Source organism: Micromonospora sp. NPDC049274, assembly GCF_040678875.1.
Classification (GTDB): Bacteria; Actinomycetota; Actinomycetes; order Mycobacteriales; family Micromonosporaceae; genus Micromonospora.
This window is the reverse complement of sequence record NZ_JBFAQS010000004.1, coordinates 220,380-236,481: the sequence shown is the minus strand read 5'-3', so window position 1 is coordinate 236,481 and position 16,102 is coordinate 220,380. Positions and strand designations below refer to the sequence as shown.

General features: G+C 71.4%; 15 protein-coding genes. 9 read left to right on the top strand and 6 right to left on the bottom strand.

Annotated features, from left to right (window positions below; genetic code table 11):
* Window positions 1-214 precede the first annotated feature (214 nt).
* Window positions 215-2,551: a beta-L-arabinofuranosidase domain-containing protein gene (locus AB0K10_RS10005; protein ID WP_363681828.1), complete on the top strand. Its 2,337-nt coding sequence runs from the start codon at window positions 215-217 to the stop codon at window positions 2,549-2,551.
* Between the two features lie 34 nt (window positions 2,552-2,585).
* Here AB0K10_RS10005 and AB0K10_RS10000 read toward each other — a convergent pair whose 3' ends face one another.
* Window positions 2,586-3,050 carry a MarR family transcriptional regulator gene (locus tag AB0K10_RS10000; RefSeq protein WP_363681826.1) on the bottom strand — a complete coding sequence of 155 codons (465 nt, stop codon included), beginning with the start codon at window positions 3,048-3,050 and terminating at the stop codon, window positions 2,586-2,588.
* 135 nt (window positions 3,051-3,185) lie between these two features.
* Here AB0K10_RS10000 and AB0K10_RS09995 point away from each other — a divergent pair, with 135 nt between their 5' ends.
* Window positions 3,186-3,746, top strand: coding sequence for an NAD(P)H-dependent oxidoreductase (locus tag AB0K10_RS09995; protein ID WP_266243282.1), 561 nt, complete (start codon window positions 3,186-3,188; stop codon window positions 3,744-3,746).
* Window positions 3,747-3,798: 52 nt separating this feature from the next.
* On the opposite strand, the gene AB0K10_RS09990 is transcribed toward AB0K10_RS09995, so the two are convergent.
* Both AB0K10_RS09990 and AB0K10_RS09985 read right to left on the bottom strand, forming a co-directional pair.
* Entirely contained in the window at window positions 3,799-4,719 is a 921-nt protein-coding gene (locus AB0K10_RS09990) for an RNA polymerase sigma-70 factor (RefSeq protein ID WP_363681824.1), read from the bottom strand.
* Complete coding sequence (locus AB0K10_RS09985) at window positions 4,716-5,906, bottom strand: FAD-dependent oxidoreductase (RefSeq protein WP_363681822.1); 1,191 nt, start codon at window positions 5,904-5,906, stop codon at window positions 4,716-4,718. Before AB0K10_RS09985 ends, AB0K10_RS09990 begins: the two co-directional genes overlap by 4 nt.
* A 132-nt stretch (window positions 5,907-6,038) precedes the next feature.
* Here AB0K10_RS09985 and AB0K10_RS09980 point away from each other — a divergent pair, with 132 nt between their 5' ends.
* Window positions 6,039-7,328, top strand: coding sequence for an MFS transporter (locus tag AB0K10_RS09980; protein ID WP_363681820.1), 1,290 nt, complete (start codon window positions 6,039-6,041; stop codon window positions 7,326-7,328).
* Window positions 7,329-7,645: 317 nt separating this feature from the next.
* Here the strand turns inward: AB0K10_RS09980 and AB0K10_RS09975 are convergent, their stop codons facing one another.
* Both AB0K10_RS09975 and AB0K10_RS09970 read right to left on the bottom strand, forming a co-directional pair.
* Entirely contained in the window at window positions 7,646-8,131 is a 486-nt protein-coding gene (locus AB0K10_RS09975) for a GNAT family N-acetyltransferase (RefSeq protein ID WP_363681818.1), read from the bottom strand.
* 69 nt (window positions 8,132-8,200) lie between these two features.
* Window positions 8,201-9,274 (bottom strand): LacI family DNA-binding transcriptional regulator, encoded by a 1,074-nt coding sequence (locus tag AB0K10_RS09970; protein WP_363681816.1) that lies wholly within the window; start codon window positions 9,272-9,274, stop codon window positions 8,201-8,203.
* A gap of 113 nt (window positions 9,275-9,387) precedes the next feature.
* Here AB0K10_RS09970 and AB0K10_RS09965 point away from each other — a divergent pair, with 113 nt between their 5' ends.
* The 4 genes from AB0K10_RS09965 to AB0K10_RS09950 are packed head-to-tail and all read left to right on the top strand — an operon-like array spanning window position 9,388 to window position 12,806.
* Complete coding sequence (locus tag AB0K10_RS09965) at window positions 9,388-10,539, top strand: Gfo/Idh/MocA family oxidoreductase (protein ID WP_363681814.1); 1,152 nt, start codon at window positions 9,388-9,390, stop codon at window positions 10,537-10,539.
* On the top strand, window positions 10,536-11,690 hold the full coding sequence (locus AB0K10_RS09960) for a dihydrodipicolinate synthase family protein (RefSeq protein WP_363681812.1): 1,155 nt from the start codon (window positions 10,536-10,538) through the stop codon (window positions 11,688-11,690). Before AB0K10_RS09965 ends, AB0K10_RS09960 begins: the two co-directional genes overlap by 4 nt.
* A complete protein-coding gene (locus tag AB0K10_RS09955) occupies window positions 11,687-12,535 on the top strand; it encodes a sugar phosphate isomerase/epimerase family protein (RefSeq protein WP_363681810.1) in 849 nt (282 codons plus the stop codon). Before AB0K10_RS09960 ends, AB0K10_RS09955 begins: the two co-directional genes overlap by 4 nt.
* Entirely contained in the window at window positions 12,528-12,806 is a 279-nt protein-coding gene (locus AB0K10_RS09950) for a hypothetical protein (RefSeq protein WP_363681808.1), read from the top strand. Before AB0K10_RS09955 ends, AB0K10_RS09950 begins: the two co-directional genes overlap by 8 nt.
* A 2-nt stretch (window positions 12,807-12,808) precedes the next feature.
* Here the strand turns inward: AB0K10_RS09950 and AB0K10_RS09945 are convergent, their stop codons facing one another.
* Window positions 12,809-13,552 (bottom strand): metallophosphoesterase, encoded by a 744-nt coding sequence (locus AB0K10_RS09945; protein WP_363681806.1) that lies wholly within the window; start codon window positions 13,550-13,552, stop codon window positions 12,809-12,811.
* 378 nt (window positions 13,553-13,930) lie between these two features.
* Between AB0K10_RS09945 and AB0K10_RS09940 the strand changes: the two genes are divergently transcribed.
* Both AB0K10_RS09940 and AB0K10_RS09935 read left to right on the top strand, forming a co-directional pair.
* Window positions 13,931-14,881, top strand: coding sequence for a hypothetical protein (locus tag AB0K10_RS09940; protein ID WP_363681804.1), 951 nt, complete (start codon window positions 13,931-13,933; stop codon window positions 14,879-14,881).
* A gap of 18 nt (window positions 14,882-14,899) precedes the next feature.
* A complete protein-coding gene (locus AB0K10_RS09935) occupies window positions 14,900-16,102 on the top strand; it encodes an amidohydrolase family protein (protein WP_363681802.1) in 1,203 nt (400 codons plus the stop codon).

The window sequence follows — 16,102 nt, the reverse complement described above, 5'->3', positions numbered from 1 at the left end:
GCGCGTTACCCCAGACGCTTACCGGTAGGGCGGCGCACCGATCGTCCACAGGCGCGGGACCACTGCCGACAGTTACCATCTTGAATTGATGGGGCCTGGGGCCGTAACATGCCGGACACGGATGTGAACGCTAACGTTCGGACCCCTGCATCCCCGCCGAGCCCGTCCCGCCCGGTTGTCGTCCCGTCGCCGGTAGCGCTCACCTGGAGGTCCCATGTCGTCCCTGCCCCTCAGCCGACGCCGCGTGCTGCAAGCCGCCGGCGCCACCGCCGTGATCTCCGCGACCGGAGCCACGACGCTCGGCGCGGGCCCCGCCGCCGCTGCCGTGGTCCCGCCGGCGCGGCCGGACATCGGCGTCGGCGCCTACGCCTTCGACCTCGGCCAGGTGCGACTGACCGCCGGCCGCTGGCTGGACAACCAGAACCGCACCCTGAACTACCTGCGCTTCGTCGACGTCGACCGCATGCTCTACAACTTCCGCGCCAACCACCGGCTGTCCACCAACGGCGCCGCCACCAACGGTGGGTGGGACGCGCCGAACTTCCCGTTCCGGACCCACATGCAGGGGCACTTCCTGACCGCGTGGGCACAGGCCTACGCGGTACTGGGCGACACCACCTGCCGGGACAAGGCGAACTACATGGTCGCCGAGCTGGCCAAGTGCCAGGCCAACAACGGCGCGGCCGGGTTCGGGTCGGGATACCTCTCCGGCTTCCCGGAGTCCGACTTCTCCGCCCTTGAAGCACGCACGCTGTCCAACGGCAACGTGCCCTACTACTGCATCCACAAGACGCTCGCCGGGCTGCTCGACGTGTGGCGCTACACCGGCAACACGCAGGCCCGCACGGTGCTGCTGGCCCTCGCCGGTTGGGTCGACACCCGCACCTCCCGCCTGAGCAGCAGCCAGATGCAGTCGATGCTCGGCACCGAGTTCGGCGGCATGAACGACGTGCTGACCGAGATCTACCAGATGACCGGCGACTCCCGGTGGCTCACCACCGCCCAGCGCTTCGACCACGCCTCCGTGTTCAACCCCCTGGCCAACAACCAGGACCAGCTCAACGGCCTGCACGCCAACACGCAGGTGCCCAAGTGGGTCGGCGCCGCCCGCGAGTTCAAGGCCACCGGGACGACCCGCTACCGGGACATCGCCAGCAACGCCTGGAACATCACCGTGCGCGCGCACACCTACGTCATCGGCGGCAACAGCCAGGCCGAGCACTTCCGGGCGCCCAACGCGATCGCCGGATACCTCAGCAACGACACCTGCGAGCAGTGCAACACCTACAACATGCTCAAGCTGACGCGGGAGCTGTGGCTGCTCGACCCGAGCCGGACCGACTACTTCGACTACTACGAGCGCGCCACGATCAACCACCTCATCGGCGCGCAGAACCCGGCCGACAGCCGGGGCCACATCACCTACTTCACCCCGCTCAAGCCGGGTGGCCGACGTGGCGTGGGTCCGGCGTGGGGCGGCGGCACCTGGAGCACCGACTACAACTCGTTCTGGTGCTGCCAGGGCACCGGCGTGGAGATCAACACGAAGTTGATGGACTCCATCTACTTCTACAGCGGCACCACGCTGACCGTGAACCTGTTCGTGCCCTCGGAGCTGAACTGGTCGCAGCGAGGCATCACGGTCACCCAGAGCACCACGTACCCGGTGAGCGACACCACCACCCTCACCCTCGGCGGCACGATGAGCGGGTCGTGGAGCGTCCGCGTCCGCATTCCGGCGTGGACCAACGGCGCGACGATCAGCGTCAACGGCGTGGAGCAGTCCGTCGCCACGACGCCCGGCAGCTACGCCACTGTCACGCGTACCTGGGCCGCCGGGGACACCATCACCGTGCGCCTGCCGATGCGTGTCGTGGCGCAGCCGACGAACGACAACTCCAGCATCGCCGCCCTCACCTACGGCCCGAGCGTGCTCTGCGGCAACTACGGCAACAGCACGCTGAGCGCGCCGCCGGCACTCAACGTCTCGTCCATCGCCCGGACCAGCACCAGCGCGCTGGCGTTCACCGCCACCGCGAACGGGTCCACCGTCAACATCGGGCCGTTCCAGGACGCCCACGGCTTCAACTACACCGTCTACTGGAACACCAGCGGCAGCAGCGGTGGTGGCAGCAGCCACCGGCTGGTGAACGTGGGCACGGGCCTGGTGCTCGGCATCCAGAACATGTCCACCGCCGACGGCGGGCTCGCCGTGCAGTGGGGTGACACCGGCACCGCCGACCACAACTGGGTCGTGGTGACCGACGGCAACGCGGTCCGGTTCCGCAACGTCAACAGCGGCAAGGTCCTCGGCGTGGAGAACATGTCCACCGCCGACAACGCCCGCGTGCTGCAGTGGTCCGACAACGGCACCGCCGATCACCGGTGGACCCTGGTGGACAACGGCGACGGCACTTACAAGATCCGCAACGTCAACAGCGGCAAGCTGCTCGGCATCCTGAACGGGAACACCGCGTACGGCGCGCAGGCCGTGCAGGACTCGGACAACGGCAGCGCCGACAACCGCTGGCGGCTCGTGGCAAACGCCTAGGGCTCACGCCACCACGTCGAGGGCTCGACCTCGCTCAGTCGGCCGTTCCCGCGCGCCCGAACGCGCGGGCCAGCTGGGCCAGGTCGAGCCCCTCGAAGTGGCGGAGGAACCGCCGACGTACGGCCGCGAGATGGCTGGGCCAGGACTCCTCCAGCCGGGCGAAGCCCGCGTCGGTGAGCACCGCGTTCCACCCACGGGCGTCCTCCTCGCACCGTTCCCGCTTGACCAGGCCCTGCGTCTCCAGCCGAATGATCGTCCGGGTCATGCCGCTCAGCGAGAGGTAGCAGGCCGCCGCGAGCTCGTGCATGCGCATGCGCCGGTCCGGCGCCTCGGAGAGATTCATCAGAGCGGTGTACTCGGTGAGCGGCACCTGCCGATCGCTGACCATGTCGGCGTCGATGGTGCGCGGCACCACGTACATCACCCGGCCCAGGGCGCGGATCAGCGCCTCCTCGTCGGAATCGAGGGGTCGCAGAGGCTCGGAGCTGGGGTCGGGCATGCTCTCAGCATAGTTGCTTGATTGAGCAATTGCTCACGCAGCGTGTGACGACGCCCATAGGCCCGTCATTTGCTTGACGAAGCAAGAAGTGGCTAGCGTTCCGGCGTCAGGTTCGGACTACTGAAAGGCGCAGCCATGACCAGGATCGGGATCATCCTCGGAAGCACCCGCCCGGGGCGTAACGGCGAAGCCGTCGCCCGTTGGGTCCACGAGATCGCCCAGCAGCGCTCCGACGCGCAGTTCGAGCTGATCGACCTGCTCGACTACAAGCTGCCGCACCTCGACGAGGCGTACCCGCCCTCGATGGGCCAGTACAGCCAGCCCCACACGCTGCGCTGGGCCGAGACCATCGCGTCGTTTGACGGTTTCGTGATGGTAACGCCGGAATACAACCACTCGACCTCGGGCGCCCTGAAGAACGCCATCGACTTCCTCTACGGCGAGTGGAACAACAAGGCCGTCGGCTTCGTCAGCTACGGCTCGGTCGGTGGCACCCGGGCCGTCGAGCACCTGCGCCTGATCGCCGGTGAGCTGCAGATGGCCGACGTGCGCGCGCAGGTCGCCCTCTCGCTCTTCACCGACTTCGAGAACTTCAGCGTCTTCAAGCCCAACGACCACCAGCGGGACGCGCTCAACGCGACCCTCGACCAGGTCGTGGCCTGGAGCGCCGCGCTCGCGCCGCTGCGCCAGGGCTGACCCCCTTCGCGTACGCCCTGAGACGGCCCCGGGAGTCCCTCCCGGGGCCGTCTCAGCTCGACCGGACGTCGAAGGCGGTGCCGGTGGCGACGGCGCGCAGCTTGTCGGGATTGGCGACGTTGTGGATGGCGGTGATGCGGCCTTCGGCGTCGATGTCGAAGGTGACGGTGGCGATCACCCGGCCCGCGCCGCGGAACACCACGCCCGGGCCGCCGTTGATCTCGGCGCGGGCAACTGTCATGTCGGCGGGCGGGACACCCTGGTAGGTGACGGTGCCGATGGCGGCGAACCAGGCGGCCACCGTCCGGGCGCCCACGATCGGCCGCAGCGCCTGACGGACCTTGCCTCCACCGTCGGTCCACAACGTGACGTCCGGGGACAGCAACTCCAGCAGGGTGTTGAGGTCCCCACCGGTCGCGGCGGCGACGAACCGTTCGGTGACCCCGCGCTGCCGCACAGGGTCCGCCGGGAAGCGTGGACGTCGGGCCCGCACGTGCTCGCGGGCACGGTGCGCGGCCTGGCGTACCGCGGCCTCGGAGCGTTCCACCGCCTCCGCGATCTCGGCGTGACTGAAGTCGAAGACCTCCCGCAGGACGAACACCGCTCGCTCCAGCGGGCTGAGCGTCTCCAGCACGACAAGCATCGCCATCGACACCGACTCGGCGTCGGTGACGGCGTCGGCCGTGTCGCCGACGGTGAGGATGGGCTCCGGCAGCCACGGTCCCACGTAGGTCTCGCGTTGACGCTGAGCGGAGCGCAGGCGCTGCAACGCGAGGTTCGACACGATCCGCGCCAGGTACGCCCTGGGGTCGGCGACCTGCGAACGTTCGGCCGCCGACCAGGCGATCCAGGCGTCCTGCACCGCGTCCTCCGCGTCGGCCGCGCTGCCGAGGATGCGGTACGCCACGGAGAACAGCAGGTTGCGGTGGCGGTGGAAAACCTGCTGGTCGACGCTCTCGGCGGGTGGGGTCACCGGGCGTCCCGCAGCCGGGTGAAGCGGCCGCCACGCGGCCAGTACGCGCCGGAGGCCGGCAGTCGCGACATGCGGCGGTACGTCGGCCAGGGCGAGGCGCTCACCGTCTCCTTGTACCAGACCGCGGCGCGGCCGGTCAGACACACCCGGCGCGGGCTGTCGTCGGGGTGGGTGAACTGGACGACCGCGTCACGCCGTCCCAGGCTCACCGGCGTGTGGTAGTAGCCGAACCGGAACGGTCGGGGCTGCCGGCCTCGGAGGGTCCTGGTGATCGACACCCCGACGTGCACGCCTGTCGGCATGCCGCTCTGGCAGGTGCCGTGCAGGACGCCGTAGCCCTGCGGGATCGCCGCGGCGTCGCCGATCGCGTACACGTCCGGGTGGGAGACCGAGCGCAGCGTCGCATCGGTGACGACGCGACCGCGCTCGTCCACGGTCAGCCCCGCCGCGGCCGCCAGCGGCGACACCCGCGTACCGCCGGTCCAGAGGACGACGTCGGCGGCGACGCCGCGCCCGTCGGCCAGCTCGACCCCGTCCGGCAGCACCCTCGTCACCGCCGACCCGCCGCGCACCTGAACGCCCAGTCGCGTGAGGGCGTTGCCCAGGTACGCCCGTGCCGTCGTGTTCATGCCCGCCCCGGGCTCCCGCTGGCCGACGAGCACGACTGTCAGCTCCGGGTGCCTCTCGGCGATCTCGGCCGCCGCCTCGACGCCGCTCAGGCCGCTGCCGGCGACGACGACGGTTCCGCCGCCGAGCCGCGCCAGCCGGTCGGCCAGCGCGGCCGCGTCCCCCGGGCTGTCCAGGGTGTACGCGTGCTCCTGGGCGCCCGGCACCGCTGCCGTGTCGGCGACGCTGCCCAGCCCGTAGACAAGCGTGTCGTAGCGCAGTTCCCGGCTGTCGTCGACCCGGACGGTTCTCGTGTGCGCGTCCACGGCGGTCACCCATCCGCGGACGAACCGCGCGTCCATGCCCGCCAGCAGGGTGGGAATGGTCAGCTCGGCGAGGTCCTGCCCGGTCGCCGCCATGTGCAGCCGCAACCGCTCGGTGAACCGCTCCTGCGCGTTCACCAGCGTCACCCGCACGTCGGAGCGCCGCCGGGTGCGCGCCGCCAGTTGGATCGCCGTGGCCATCCCCGCGTAGCCCGCCCCCAGGATCAGGACGCGGTGCGTGCTCTGTGCTGTGCTCATCGTGGTGCCTCTCCGCTCGCCGTTCCTCGCCGATCGAGGTGACGACCAGGAGATGCGGTACGCCGCCGGTTCGTGACATCGGTCCGGTGTGACGGTCGGCACGGCGGCACGGGGGCCGCTACCCTCGGCGGGATGAGCCGAGCTGCCAGCCCTCATCGGCCGCCGCTGTGGCGCGACCGCGCCTTCGGCACGTACTGGATCGCGCAGTCGCTCTCCGCGGCCGGCGACGCGTTCGCCTACCTGGCGGTGCCGCTGCTGGTGTTTAAGGCGACCGGGTCGGTGGCACAGATGGGCCTGCTCACCGCCGTCGCGGGCGCGGCATCCGTGCTCGCCGGGGTCTTCGGCGGCGTGCTTGTCGACAGGTACGACCGCCGCACGCTGATGATCGTCGCGGACCTGGCCCGTCTGGTCCTCTACGCCCTGGTGCCGCTGGCCTGGCTCGCGGGCCCGCAGGTCTGGCTGCTCTTCGTCGTGCTGCCGATCTGCGAGGCGGCCGGCATGCTGTTCCAGGTCGCGGCGGTGACCGCGGTGCGCAACCTCGTCGACTCCGACCGGCTCACCGAGGCCAACGGCAGGCTCCAGGCGACGTTCGCGGCGACCGCCGTTCTCGGGCCGCTGCTCGCTGGCGTGGTGTCGGCCCGCTTCGGCCCGGCGGTCGCCATCGCCGTCAACGCGGCGAGCTTCGCGCTGTCGGCAGCCGGTCTGTCGCTGATCCGGCTGCGCCCCGTCCAGGCCGCCGACGCCGCGCCGGTGACCCGGCAGCGTCCGGTGGCCGAGTTCCTGGCCGGGGCACGGTTTCTGTGGCGACAGCCCGTGCTCCGCGCGCTGACCGTCCTGCTGTCGGTGTTCATCTTCCTGACCTACGGCTTCACCGACGTGCTGATCTACCGCGTCACGCACGACCTGGGCGGCACCGAGAGGACTGTCGGCACGGTGCTCGGCCTGGCGGCGCTGGGCACGGTCGCCGGGGCGCTGCTGGTGGCGCCGCTGCGTCGCCGGCGCGGCTTCGGCGCCACCTGGATCGGCGCGCACGCGGTCTGTGGGTTCGCGGTGGCGGGCGCCGGCATGGTGACGACCCTGCCGGCGGTCACCGCGCTGACCGCCGTCTACCTGTGCTGTCTCAGCATCGGCGGCATCTGCTCGATGTCGCTGCGCCAGGAGATCACCCCCGACCATCTGCTCGGTCGGGTCACCTCGGCGTTCTGGAGCACGCACTACGCCCTCGGGCCGGCCGGCGCCGCCATTCTGACCTGGACCGCCGGCCGGTACGGCGTGCCGGCGGTCGCGTTCGTGGCCGGAGCGGGGTGCCTGCTGGTCGCGGTCGGCGGGCTGTTCACCCCGATTCGCCGCGCCGGCGCGAAGCCGGCTCTCCGCCCGCCGGGACTCCAGCCCGCCTCGGCCGGGGGCACCATCAGTGGCTGAGACGCTATGGAGCTGATGCCGTATACGAATCAGGCAGGCAGGATGCTCGCTGCCCACTGTGGTCGCTGCCCACTTTGTTTGCCGGCCAGGGTGATCGCCGGCGTCGCTCGCGGTCGATTCGTTTTCGACATCAGCTCCAAAGGTCCCGAGTCACCACGGCATCCCGCGAAGGTCTCTGTCGTCCCTGTCGAGCTGCCCCGGAAATGGGGCGCCGCGCGCATTGGCGGACGGGCCGCCCCAGGAACGGGGCAGCTCGACAGGCGGTCAGCGCTACTGGGGCCATTCGTCGTCGGTTCGCCGGGCACGGCGGGCGGCGGTCAGAACTCCTGGTACATGACGTGCAGGCCGACCCGGCCGAGGGCGGGATGGCGGAACGCGCCAGGCACGGTGCCGACCACCTCGAAACCCTCCCGCCGGTACAGCTCGACCGCCGATCGGTTGCTCTCCACCACGGCGTTGAACTGCATGCCGGCGTACCCCCGCAGGCGTGCCCAGGTCAGGGCGTCGCGGCACAGCGCGGTGCCCACGCCCCGGCCCCGCGCGTCGGCGGCGACCAGGAAACTGGCGGTGGACACGTGCGCGCCCGGCCCGGGCCGGTTGGTGCCCATCTTCGCGCTGCCGAGGACCCGGTCGCCGTCGACCGCGACGACGGTCCGCCCGGGCGGGGCCTCCACCCAGATGCCGTACGCCGCATCCGCGGTCATCTCCGGGTCGTAGGGAAAGGTGTCCTCGGCCCGGACCACGTCCTCGATGATCGGCCACACCTGCGACCAGTCCTGGTCGTCGAACTCACGGATCAACACCGGCGCAGGCTACGCGGGCGCTCGGGATGGGGACAGCGGATTTCGGCTGTCGAGCGGGGCCGCTCGCCGTCACGAGGCGGCGTCGGCTCGCCGGGCACGGGGCGCGGGGGCGGCCGTCTCGCGCCGCTGCGCCGGTGCCGGGCCGGCCGTGTCCCGGCGGATCAGCTCGGCGGGGAGCACCTCGAACCGGGGCACCGACGTCCCCGTGCCCAGCACCAGCGACATCGCCCGGACTCCCATGTCGACAAGCGGCAGCCGTACGGTGGTCAGCGCGGGTGTCACGTCCCGGGCGATCGGCATGTCGTCGAAGCCGACCACCGAGACCTGCCGCGGCACGGCCAGCGAGCGGGCCCGCAGGGTGGCGAGGGCGCCGATGGCCATCGAGTCGTTGAGGGCGACGATCGCGGTCAGCCCGGGGTCGGCGTCGAGCAGCCGGGCGGTGGCCTCGGCGCCGCCGTCGCGGTCGAACTCCGCGTACCGGATGCGCCGTTCGGGCAGCTCGCGGCCCTGCTCGGTGAGCGCCTGCCGCAGCCCGGCCAGCCGATCGGTGGTGGTGGTGAGGATGCGCGGGCCGGCGACCACGCCGATGGCCCGATGCCCCAGCTCGCACAGCTCACGACCGGCGAGGTGCCCGCCGGCCCGGTTGTCCGGCATGACGGCGTCACCGGAGTGCTCGTGGCGGCCGATGACCGCGACCCGCCCGCCGGTCGCCTCGTACGCGGCGAGCTTCTCGTTGAGCTGCCGGGTGAACGCGTCGTCGTGGTAGCCGGAACCGGCCAGGATCAGCGCCGCCACCTGGTGGCCGCGCAGCAGCTCCACGTACTCCAGCTCGCGGTCCGGGTCGCGGTAGCTGTTGCAGATCATCAGCAGCCGCCCCCTGTCGGTGGCGACGCGTTGCAGCCCACGGGTGATCTCGGCGAAGTACGGGTCGGAGACGTCGTGCACGATCACACCGACCGCGCTGCGGTGCGAGCGGGCCAGCAGTTGGGCGTGCGCGTTCGGCACGTACTGCAATTCGGCGACGGCGGCGAGCACCCGCTCGCGCAGCTCGTCGGTGACCGGTTTGCTGCTGCTGTTGATGACGCGGGAGGCGGTGGCGGGTGAGACGCCTGCCCGGCGGGCCACATCGGACAGGGTCGCCATGGCCCGCCCCCTCGATCTGTTGACGGCGTTTCGCCGTGCCGGCTAGCGTCACCGTACCGCAGAGAAAGCCCTTTCCCGCAGGGAGACCCGGTGACGTCGACGGAGGGAACACCATGACCCGCAGATCCATCGGCATCATCGTCAACGGCGTGACCGGACGGATGGGCTACCGTCAGCACCTCGTCCGCTCGCTGCTGGCCATCCGCGAATCCGGCGGCGTGGCGCTGGCCGACGGCACGACCATCTGGCCGGAACCCGTTCTGGTCGGGCGCAACGAGACGAAGCTCCGCGAGCTCGCGGAACGGCACGGCCTCACCGACTGGACCACCGACCTGACCTCGGCGCTGGCCCGCGACGACATCGAGATCTACTTCGACGCCCAGGTCACCCAGCAGCGAGAGAAGGCGATCCGGCAGGCCATCGACGCCGGTAAGCACATCTACACCGAGAAGCCCCTCGCCGAGGACACCGCCGGCGCGCTCGACCTGGCGCGGGCGGCCGACGCCGCCGGCGTCCGCACCGGTGTCGTACAGGACAAGCTGTTCCTGCCCGGCCTGCGCAAGCTCAAGCGCCTGATCGACGGCGGATTCTTCGGCCGGATCCTCTCGGTGCGCGGCGAGTTCGGTTACTGGGTCTTCGAGGGCGACTGGCAGCCCGCCCAGCGCCCGTCGTGGAACTACCGCGCCGAGGACGGCGGCGGCATCACCTCCGACATGTTCCCGCACTGGCACTACGTGCTGGAGGAGCTGTTCGGCCGGGTCAACGCGGTCTCCTGCGTGACCGCCACCCACCTGCCCGAGCGTGTCGACGAGGACGGCCGCCCCTACGCGGCGACCGCCGACGACGCCGCGTACGCCATCTTCGAACTCGACGGCGGGGTCATCGCGCAGATCAACTCGTCCTGGGGCGTGCGGGTGTACCGCGACGAGCTGGTGGAGTTCCAGGTCGACGGCACCGAGGGCAGTGCCGTCGCCGGGTTGCGCACCTGCCGGGTGCAGCACCGGGCGGTCACCCCGAAACCGGTGTGGAACCCGGACCTGCCGGCCACCGAGGACTTTCGTGCCCAGTGGACCGAGGTGCCCGACAACGAGGAGTTCGACAACGGGTTCAAGGTGCAGTGGGAGGCGTTCCTGCGGCACGTCGTGGCCGGCGAACCGTTCCAATGGGACTTCCTGGCCGGCGCGCGCGGTGTGCAGCTCGCGGAGCTGGGGCTGCGCGCGGCCCGCGAGGGCGTCCGGGTCCAGGTTCCGGAGCTGCGGGCATGAGCGCCGCCGAGGTGGTGCTGCCGGGTGGGCGACGACACCGGTTGGCCGGGGGGAGCGGGTTCGCCCGACCGGCCGCCCCGCCGACCGGTCGGATCGCGTACGCCGCCGCGCACGTGGTCGCCGACCCGGGCGCGGAGAACGTGCCGGGTGCCCCGGCGGCGGTGGACTGGGACACCACCCTCGCGTTCCGGCGGCACCTGTGGTCGTACGGGCTGGGGGTCGCCGAGGCGATGGACACCGCCCAGCGGGGGATGGGCCTGGACTATCCGGCGACCCGGGAGCTGATCCGGCGCAGCGCCGCCGAGGCCCGCGCGGTGGGCGGCCGGATCGTCGCCGGTGTCGGCACCGACCAGTTGCCGGCCGGCCCGGCCACCCTGGCGGCGGTCACCGCCGCGTACCGCCAGCAGCTCGACGACGTCCGCGCGGCCGGCGCCCGGCCGGTGCTGATGTGCAGCCGGCACCTGGCCGCCGCCGCCCGCGGCCCCGAGGACTACCTCCGGGTGTACGACGAACTGCTGACCGCCGCCGGGGAACCGGTGGTGCTGCACTGGCTCGGCCCGATGTTCGACCCGGCGCTTACCGGTTACTGGGGATCGCCGGACCTGGATCTGGCCGCCGACACGGTCGTCGAGCTGATCAAGGCACATCAGTCCACGGTGGACGGCATCAAGGTGTCGCTGCTCGACGCCGGCCGGGAGGTGGCGCTGCGCCGTCGACTTCCGGCGGGGGTACGCCTCTACACCGGCGACGACTTCCACTACCCGGAGCTGATCCGGGGTGACGAGGTGGGCCATTCGGACGCCCTGCTCGGGGTGTTCGCGGCCATCGCGCCGGCCGCCGCCGCCGCGTTGGCCGCCCTCGACCGCGGTGACCTGGCGACGTACGACGAGATCTTCGCGCCGACCGTGCCGCTGGCCCGACACCTGTTCGCGGCGCCGACCTGGCACTACAAGACGGGGATCGTGTTCCTGGCCTGGCTGGCCGGTCACCAGGACCACTTCACCATGGTCGGCGGCGCGCAGTCCGGGCGGTCTCCCGCGCACCTGGCGACCCTGCTCACCCTGGCCGACGCGGCCGGTCTGCTGCCCGACGCCGACCTGGCCGCAGCCCGCGCCCGGGCGTTCTTCACCGTCGCGGGCGTGGCGCAGTGAGCGTCGAACTCACGGACGCGACACCGGTGGGCGGCAGCGCGGATGAGCTCGCGCGCTTCTCGTTCAACCAGGCCACCGCCCAGCACTGGGCGCTGCCCGACGTGGTCGCCGGCTGTGTGGCGGCCGGTGTGCCGGGCATCGGGCTGTGGCGGGAGCCGGTGGCCGGGTACGGGCTGGCCCGCTCGGCGAAACTGGTCCGCGAGGCGGGGCTCGCCGTGACCTCCCTGTGCCGGGGCGGCTTCTTCTCCGCCGACGACTGGCTTGCGGAGAACCTGCGGGCCATCGAGGAGGCCGCCACGCTTGGCGCGCCCGAGCTGGTGCTGGTCTCCGGCGGTCTGCCGCCCGGCAGCCGGGACGTCGACGGCGCCCGTGCGCGTGTCGCCGACGCGATTGGCGAGCTGGCCCCGCACGCGGCGGCGGCCGGCGTCCGGCTGGCAATCGAGCCGCTGCACCCGATGTTCGCCGCCGACCGCTGCGTGATCGCCACCCTCGGCCAGGCGCTGGACATCGCCGAGCGGTTCGACCCGGCGGTGGTCGGTGTGGTCGTCGACGCGTACCACGTGTGGTGGGACGACGCGGTGTACGCGCACATCGCGCGGGCCGGCGCGCGGATCGCCGCGTTCCAGGTCTGCGACTGGGTGACCCCGCTGCCGCAGGGGGTGCTGCTCGGCCGGGCGCTGCCCGGTGACGGGTGCATCGAGCTGCGCCGGCTGCGCGAGGCGGTCGACGCCGCCGGTTACGGCGGCCCGATCGAGGTGGAGGTCTTCTCCGCCGAGCTGTGGGCGCGTCCCGGCGCGCAGGTGCTGGACGCGGCGATCGCCGGCTACCTGCGCCACGTTGTCTGACCTTCCCGAGCGGCGTTGGCCGGCCGCGGTCGGCGCCTGGCTGGGCATCGGCACCGCACCGGCCACGCTGGTGCTCGGCGCGGCGATGGCCGCCCGGCACGGCGGCGCGGTGCCGGTGGCCGGGCTGCTGGTCGGTGGGGCGATGATGGCGGCCCTGCTTTGGGGACAGGGCCGGATCGGGCTGCGCCGGCCACTCGGCGACGGCGGGACGTTGACCGCGGGGCGCGATCGATGGGGCAGTGGCGCAGTGTCAGGTGATCGCCGGCAATGACGTTACGCGGCGACGCTGCGGAAGTGGCTTGTCAATTGGCCGTCCTCAACAACGTGGAACACCAAGCCAGGCACGTCATCGCGGTCGAAGGTGTTCGACCAGGCGAGTTCGTCGGTCGTGGTCCACGGTAGGCGGGTAGTAGAGAAGATGCCGGGCGCTGCGATCAATGGCAGGCCAGCGAAAGTCCCCGCGGCGGCGGCGTGCGCATGTCCGCAGAGGACCGCTGACGCCATTGACGACGCCCTCACCACTGCGGCGAGCTCGTCGGGGTTGCGAAGCCGGATGCTGTCGAGGAGGGGGTGGTTCAACCGGATCGGATGGTGGTGGAGGCAGACAAAGACTGGCTCATCGGCTTCGGCGAGAACCCCTTTCAGCCAATCGAGGGTTTCGGGCGCGAGTAGGCCCTCGTGCTCTCCGGGAATGGTGGAGTCGCATAGGGCGAATTGCACACCACCGACTCGGTGCAGCTGATTGATTGGTGCAGTGCCATCGCCACCTAGCAATACCTTGCGATAGGCCGCTCGGTCGTCATGGTTGCCGGGTAGCAGCAGGACCGGGACGTCAGCCACGAGCTCGGCTTTGACCTGCTCATACTCCTTGACATCGCCGTGGTCGGTGAGATCGCCTGTGACCAGGATCACGTCAACGTTGCAGCCGCGCAGGTAAGCCATAGCCCGCCGAGAGCGGGCCAACGCGCGTTCGCTGCCGTCGAAATGGGTGTCACTTATATGCGCGATGATCGTCATGCAGCACATCATTGCCGCTGCAGCCCGTGAGCGCAAAGAGTGTTTCGGCTATTCCCGTGGCTGGTAGGCGAGGTTGCGTCCAGGGAAATGCCGCTTGGCCTGGTGGGAGCGATCTGAGATTGATCTGATCTGATCTGTTGATGTCGGTTGTGGAGGTTCGCCCCGTCACTGAAGCACACGTCGGCGTGCCTGGTAGCCAATTCCCTCTAGCGAGGGACGGGGCTCGCTTCCTGAGGGGAGGTGACAGGGTTCGACGGCGCGGATGGTGGGCGTTATGAGGACGACGCCGTGACCGCCACCTCGACCGGTCCGAGCCTGACGCCAGCCGTGGCCGCAGGAGGCGCCGGGAAACCCGTGAGCAGGTTCGGGATCGTCGCGGTGGCATGGCAGGCTACCTACGCGCTGGTGCACCTGTGGTGGGCCGTCGGCGGTGCGCCGCGTTTCCTGATGGGTAGAGAATCGTACTTCCCCGGCGGATGGGTGCCCGTCGTCATCGCGGCGGTCGCCCTGCTCGGCGGCGGGGCCGTCGCAGCGGGCGCCCGTCGAGGAGTGAGTGACACCTGCCACGTCCTGCTCGCCGGTATCAACGCCGTCGCGGGTGTCGCCCTCTGCGTGTACTCGTTTCTCTTCCCGGTCATCCTCGTATCGATGCTGTTCGAAGGCGGTGGCGCCGACATGGTGGTCAGCCTCCTGGCCACCGGCGGGGGTGCCGCTGGCGGTGTCTTCTGCCTGGTCATCGCCGCGAGCGAGCGGCGCTTGGCCGTGCGTCCCTGCGAGGCCTGCGGGCGGGTGCACGGCAGGTCGCCGGAGCGTCGGGACGAGAAGTCTCCCGGCTGGGCCTACGCCGGTGCGTACCTTGCCGTCGGCGGTTTCGCAGCACGGATGAGCGTCTGGTTGAACGACACGCTCGCGGGCCGGTGGCCGTCGGCCGCGACCAAGGCCAACGGTATGTCCTTGACCGGAATGGTGGTCTTCCTCGCGCTGATGTGCCTGGCCGGCACGCTGCTGCCGTTGGCGCTGGCGCACCGCTGGGGCCGGCTCTGGCCGGCGTGGCTGGGCCCGCTGCGCGGGCGGGCGGTACCCCGGTGGCTGGTACTCGGCGTCGGGCTGTTCGTCGGAGCGAGCCTGACTGCGTACTTCGGCATCGCCGGCACGACCGCCTGGATTCGCGGTGACTTCGGTGGTCCGTTCGTGCCGTTGCTGCTGGAAATGGGGGGCTACACCCTCTGGGGCGTCGGGCTGCTGGTGGCTTCGGCGTCGTACTTCACGCTGACCAGAGCCCCTTGTTCGCGGGGCGCCGTCAGTGCAGAGCCGGTGGCAACTGTTTAGCTCGACGGGGGAGGACCGATGACGGGACATGCCATCCGGGCGGCACGGATGTTCGACGGCGAGCGGCTCGTGGACGGCGGCGTGCTGCTGCTGGTGGACGACTGTCGCATCACCGACGTGCGCGCGGGTTGGGCGCAGGCGCCCCAGGGGTGGCCGGTGCGCGAGCATCCGGACGGCACCCTGCTTCCGGGCTTGATCGACGCGCACGTGCACCTGTGCGCCGATGGGGGGCCGGACGCGCTCGGCCGGCTCGCCGAACGCCCGGAGACGGACCTCGACACGGTCGTCGAGGCGTCACTGCGCGCGCACCTGGCGGCAGGCGTCACGACCGTCCGTGACCTGGGTGATCGTCGTGGCGCCGTGCTCCGCTGGCGGGCCCGGGAGGTGCGCGACGACCTGCCAACCGTGGTCGGGTCGGGCGCGCCGATCACCAGCGTCGGCGGGCACTGCTGGTGGATGGGGGGCGAGGCGAGTGGCGTCGACGGGATCCGCGAGGCCGTGCGTCTCCAGGCGGCGGCCGGTGCCGACCTGCTGAAGGTCATGGCCAGCGGCGGAGTGTTCACCCCCGGCACCGACACCACCCGGCCGCAGTTCACCGACCAGGACCTGACCGCCGCCGTGACCCAGGCACACGATCTCGGCCTGCCGGTGACCGCGCACGCGCACGCGCTCAGCGCCGTCGAGCAGGCGCTGCGCGTCGGCGTCGACGGCATCGAGCACTGCACGTGCGTGACCGCGACCGGCGCCCACGTCCCGGAGGAACTCGCGGATCGACTGGCCGCGTCCGGGGTGGCGGTCTGCGCCACGCTCGGCACCGACCCCGCCGTGACCACGCCCCCGGAGCTTGTGGAGATGGCGGCGCGGGCCGGGCTCAGCGAGGCCGCGCTGCGTGCCGCCGCCGCCGCCCTGCACCGGGCCGGGGTCCGCCTGGTCGCCGGTTCGGACGCGGGCCTCGGCCCCGCGAAGCCGCACGGAGTCCTGCCCGAGACACTGGTCGAGTACGTCGCGAGTGGCATCCCCGCCACAGCAGCCCTCGCCGCCGCGACCTCGGTCGGCGCCGGGGTGTGTGGCCTGGGGCGGAGCAAGGGCCGCGTCCGGCCCGGGTTCGACGCCGACCTGCTGGTCGTGCGCGGCGACCCGACCAGCGACATGACGGTGTTGCGCCGACCGCTCGCCGTCTACCTCGCCGGCGTGCACCCTCCGGGGACGCCGACGATCTAG

Coding starts and splice junctions, on each gene's coding strand:
- AB0K10_RS09970 (WP_363681816.1), bottom strand. CDS start 9,274: ATGGCGACCCTGTCCGATGTGGCCCGCCGGGCAGGCGTCTCACCCGCC.
- AB0K10_RS09960 (WP_363681812.1), top strand. CDS start 10,536: ATGAGCGCCGCCGAGGTGGTGCTGCCGGGTGGGCGACGACACCGGTTG.
- AB0K10_RS09985 (WP_363681822.1), bottom strand. CDS start 5,906: ATGAGCACAGCACAGAGCACGCACCGCGTCCTGATCCTGGGGGCGGGC.
- AB0K10_RS09935 (WP_363681802.1), top strand. CDS start 14,900: ATGACGGGACATGCCATCCGGGCGGCACGGATGTTCGACGGCGAGCGG.
- AB0K10_RS10000 (WP_363681826.1), bottom strand. CDS start 3,050: ATGCCCGACCCCAGCTCCGAGCCTCTGCGACCCCTCGATTCCGACGAG.
- AB0K10_RS09995 (WP_266243282.1), top strand. CDS start 3,186: ATGACCAGGATCGGGATCATCCTCGGAAGCACCCGCCCGGGGCGTAAC.
- AB0K10_RS09945 (WP_363681806.1), bottom strand. CDS start 13,552: ATGACGATCATCGCGCATATAAGTGACACCCATTTCGACGGCAGCGAA.
- AB0K10_RS10005 (WP_363681828.1), top strand. CDS start 215: ATGTCGTCCCTGCCCCTCAGCCGACGCCGCGTGCTGCAAGCCGCCGGC.
- AB0K10_RS09980 (WP_363681820.1), top strand. CDS start 6,039: ATGAGCCGAGCTGCCAGCCCTCATCGGCCGCCGCTGTGGCGCGACCGC.
- AB0K10_RS09965 (WP_363681814.1), top strand. CDS start 9,388: ATGACCCGCAGATCCATCGGCATCATCGTCAACGGCGTGACCGGACGG.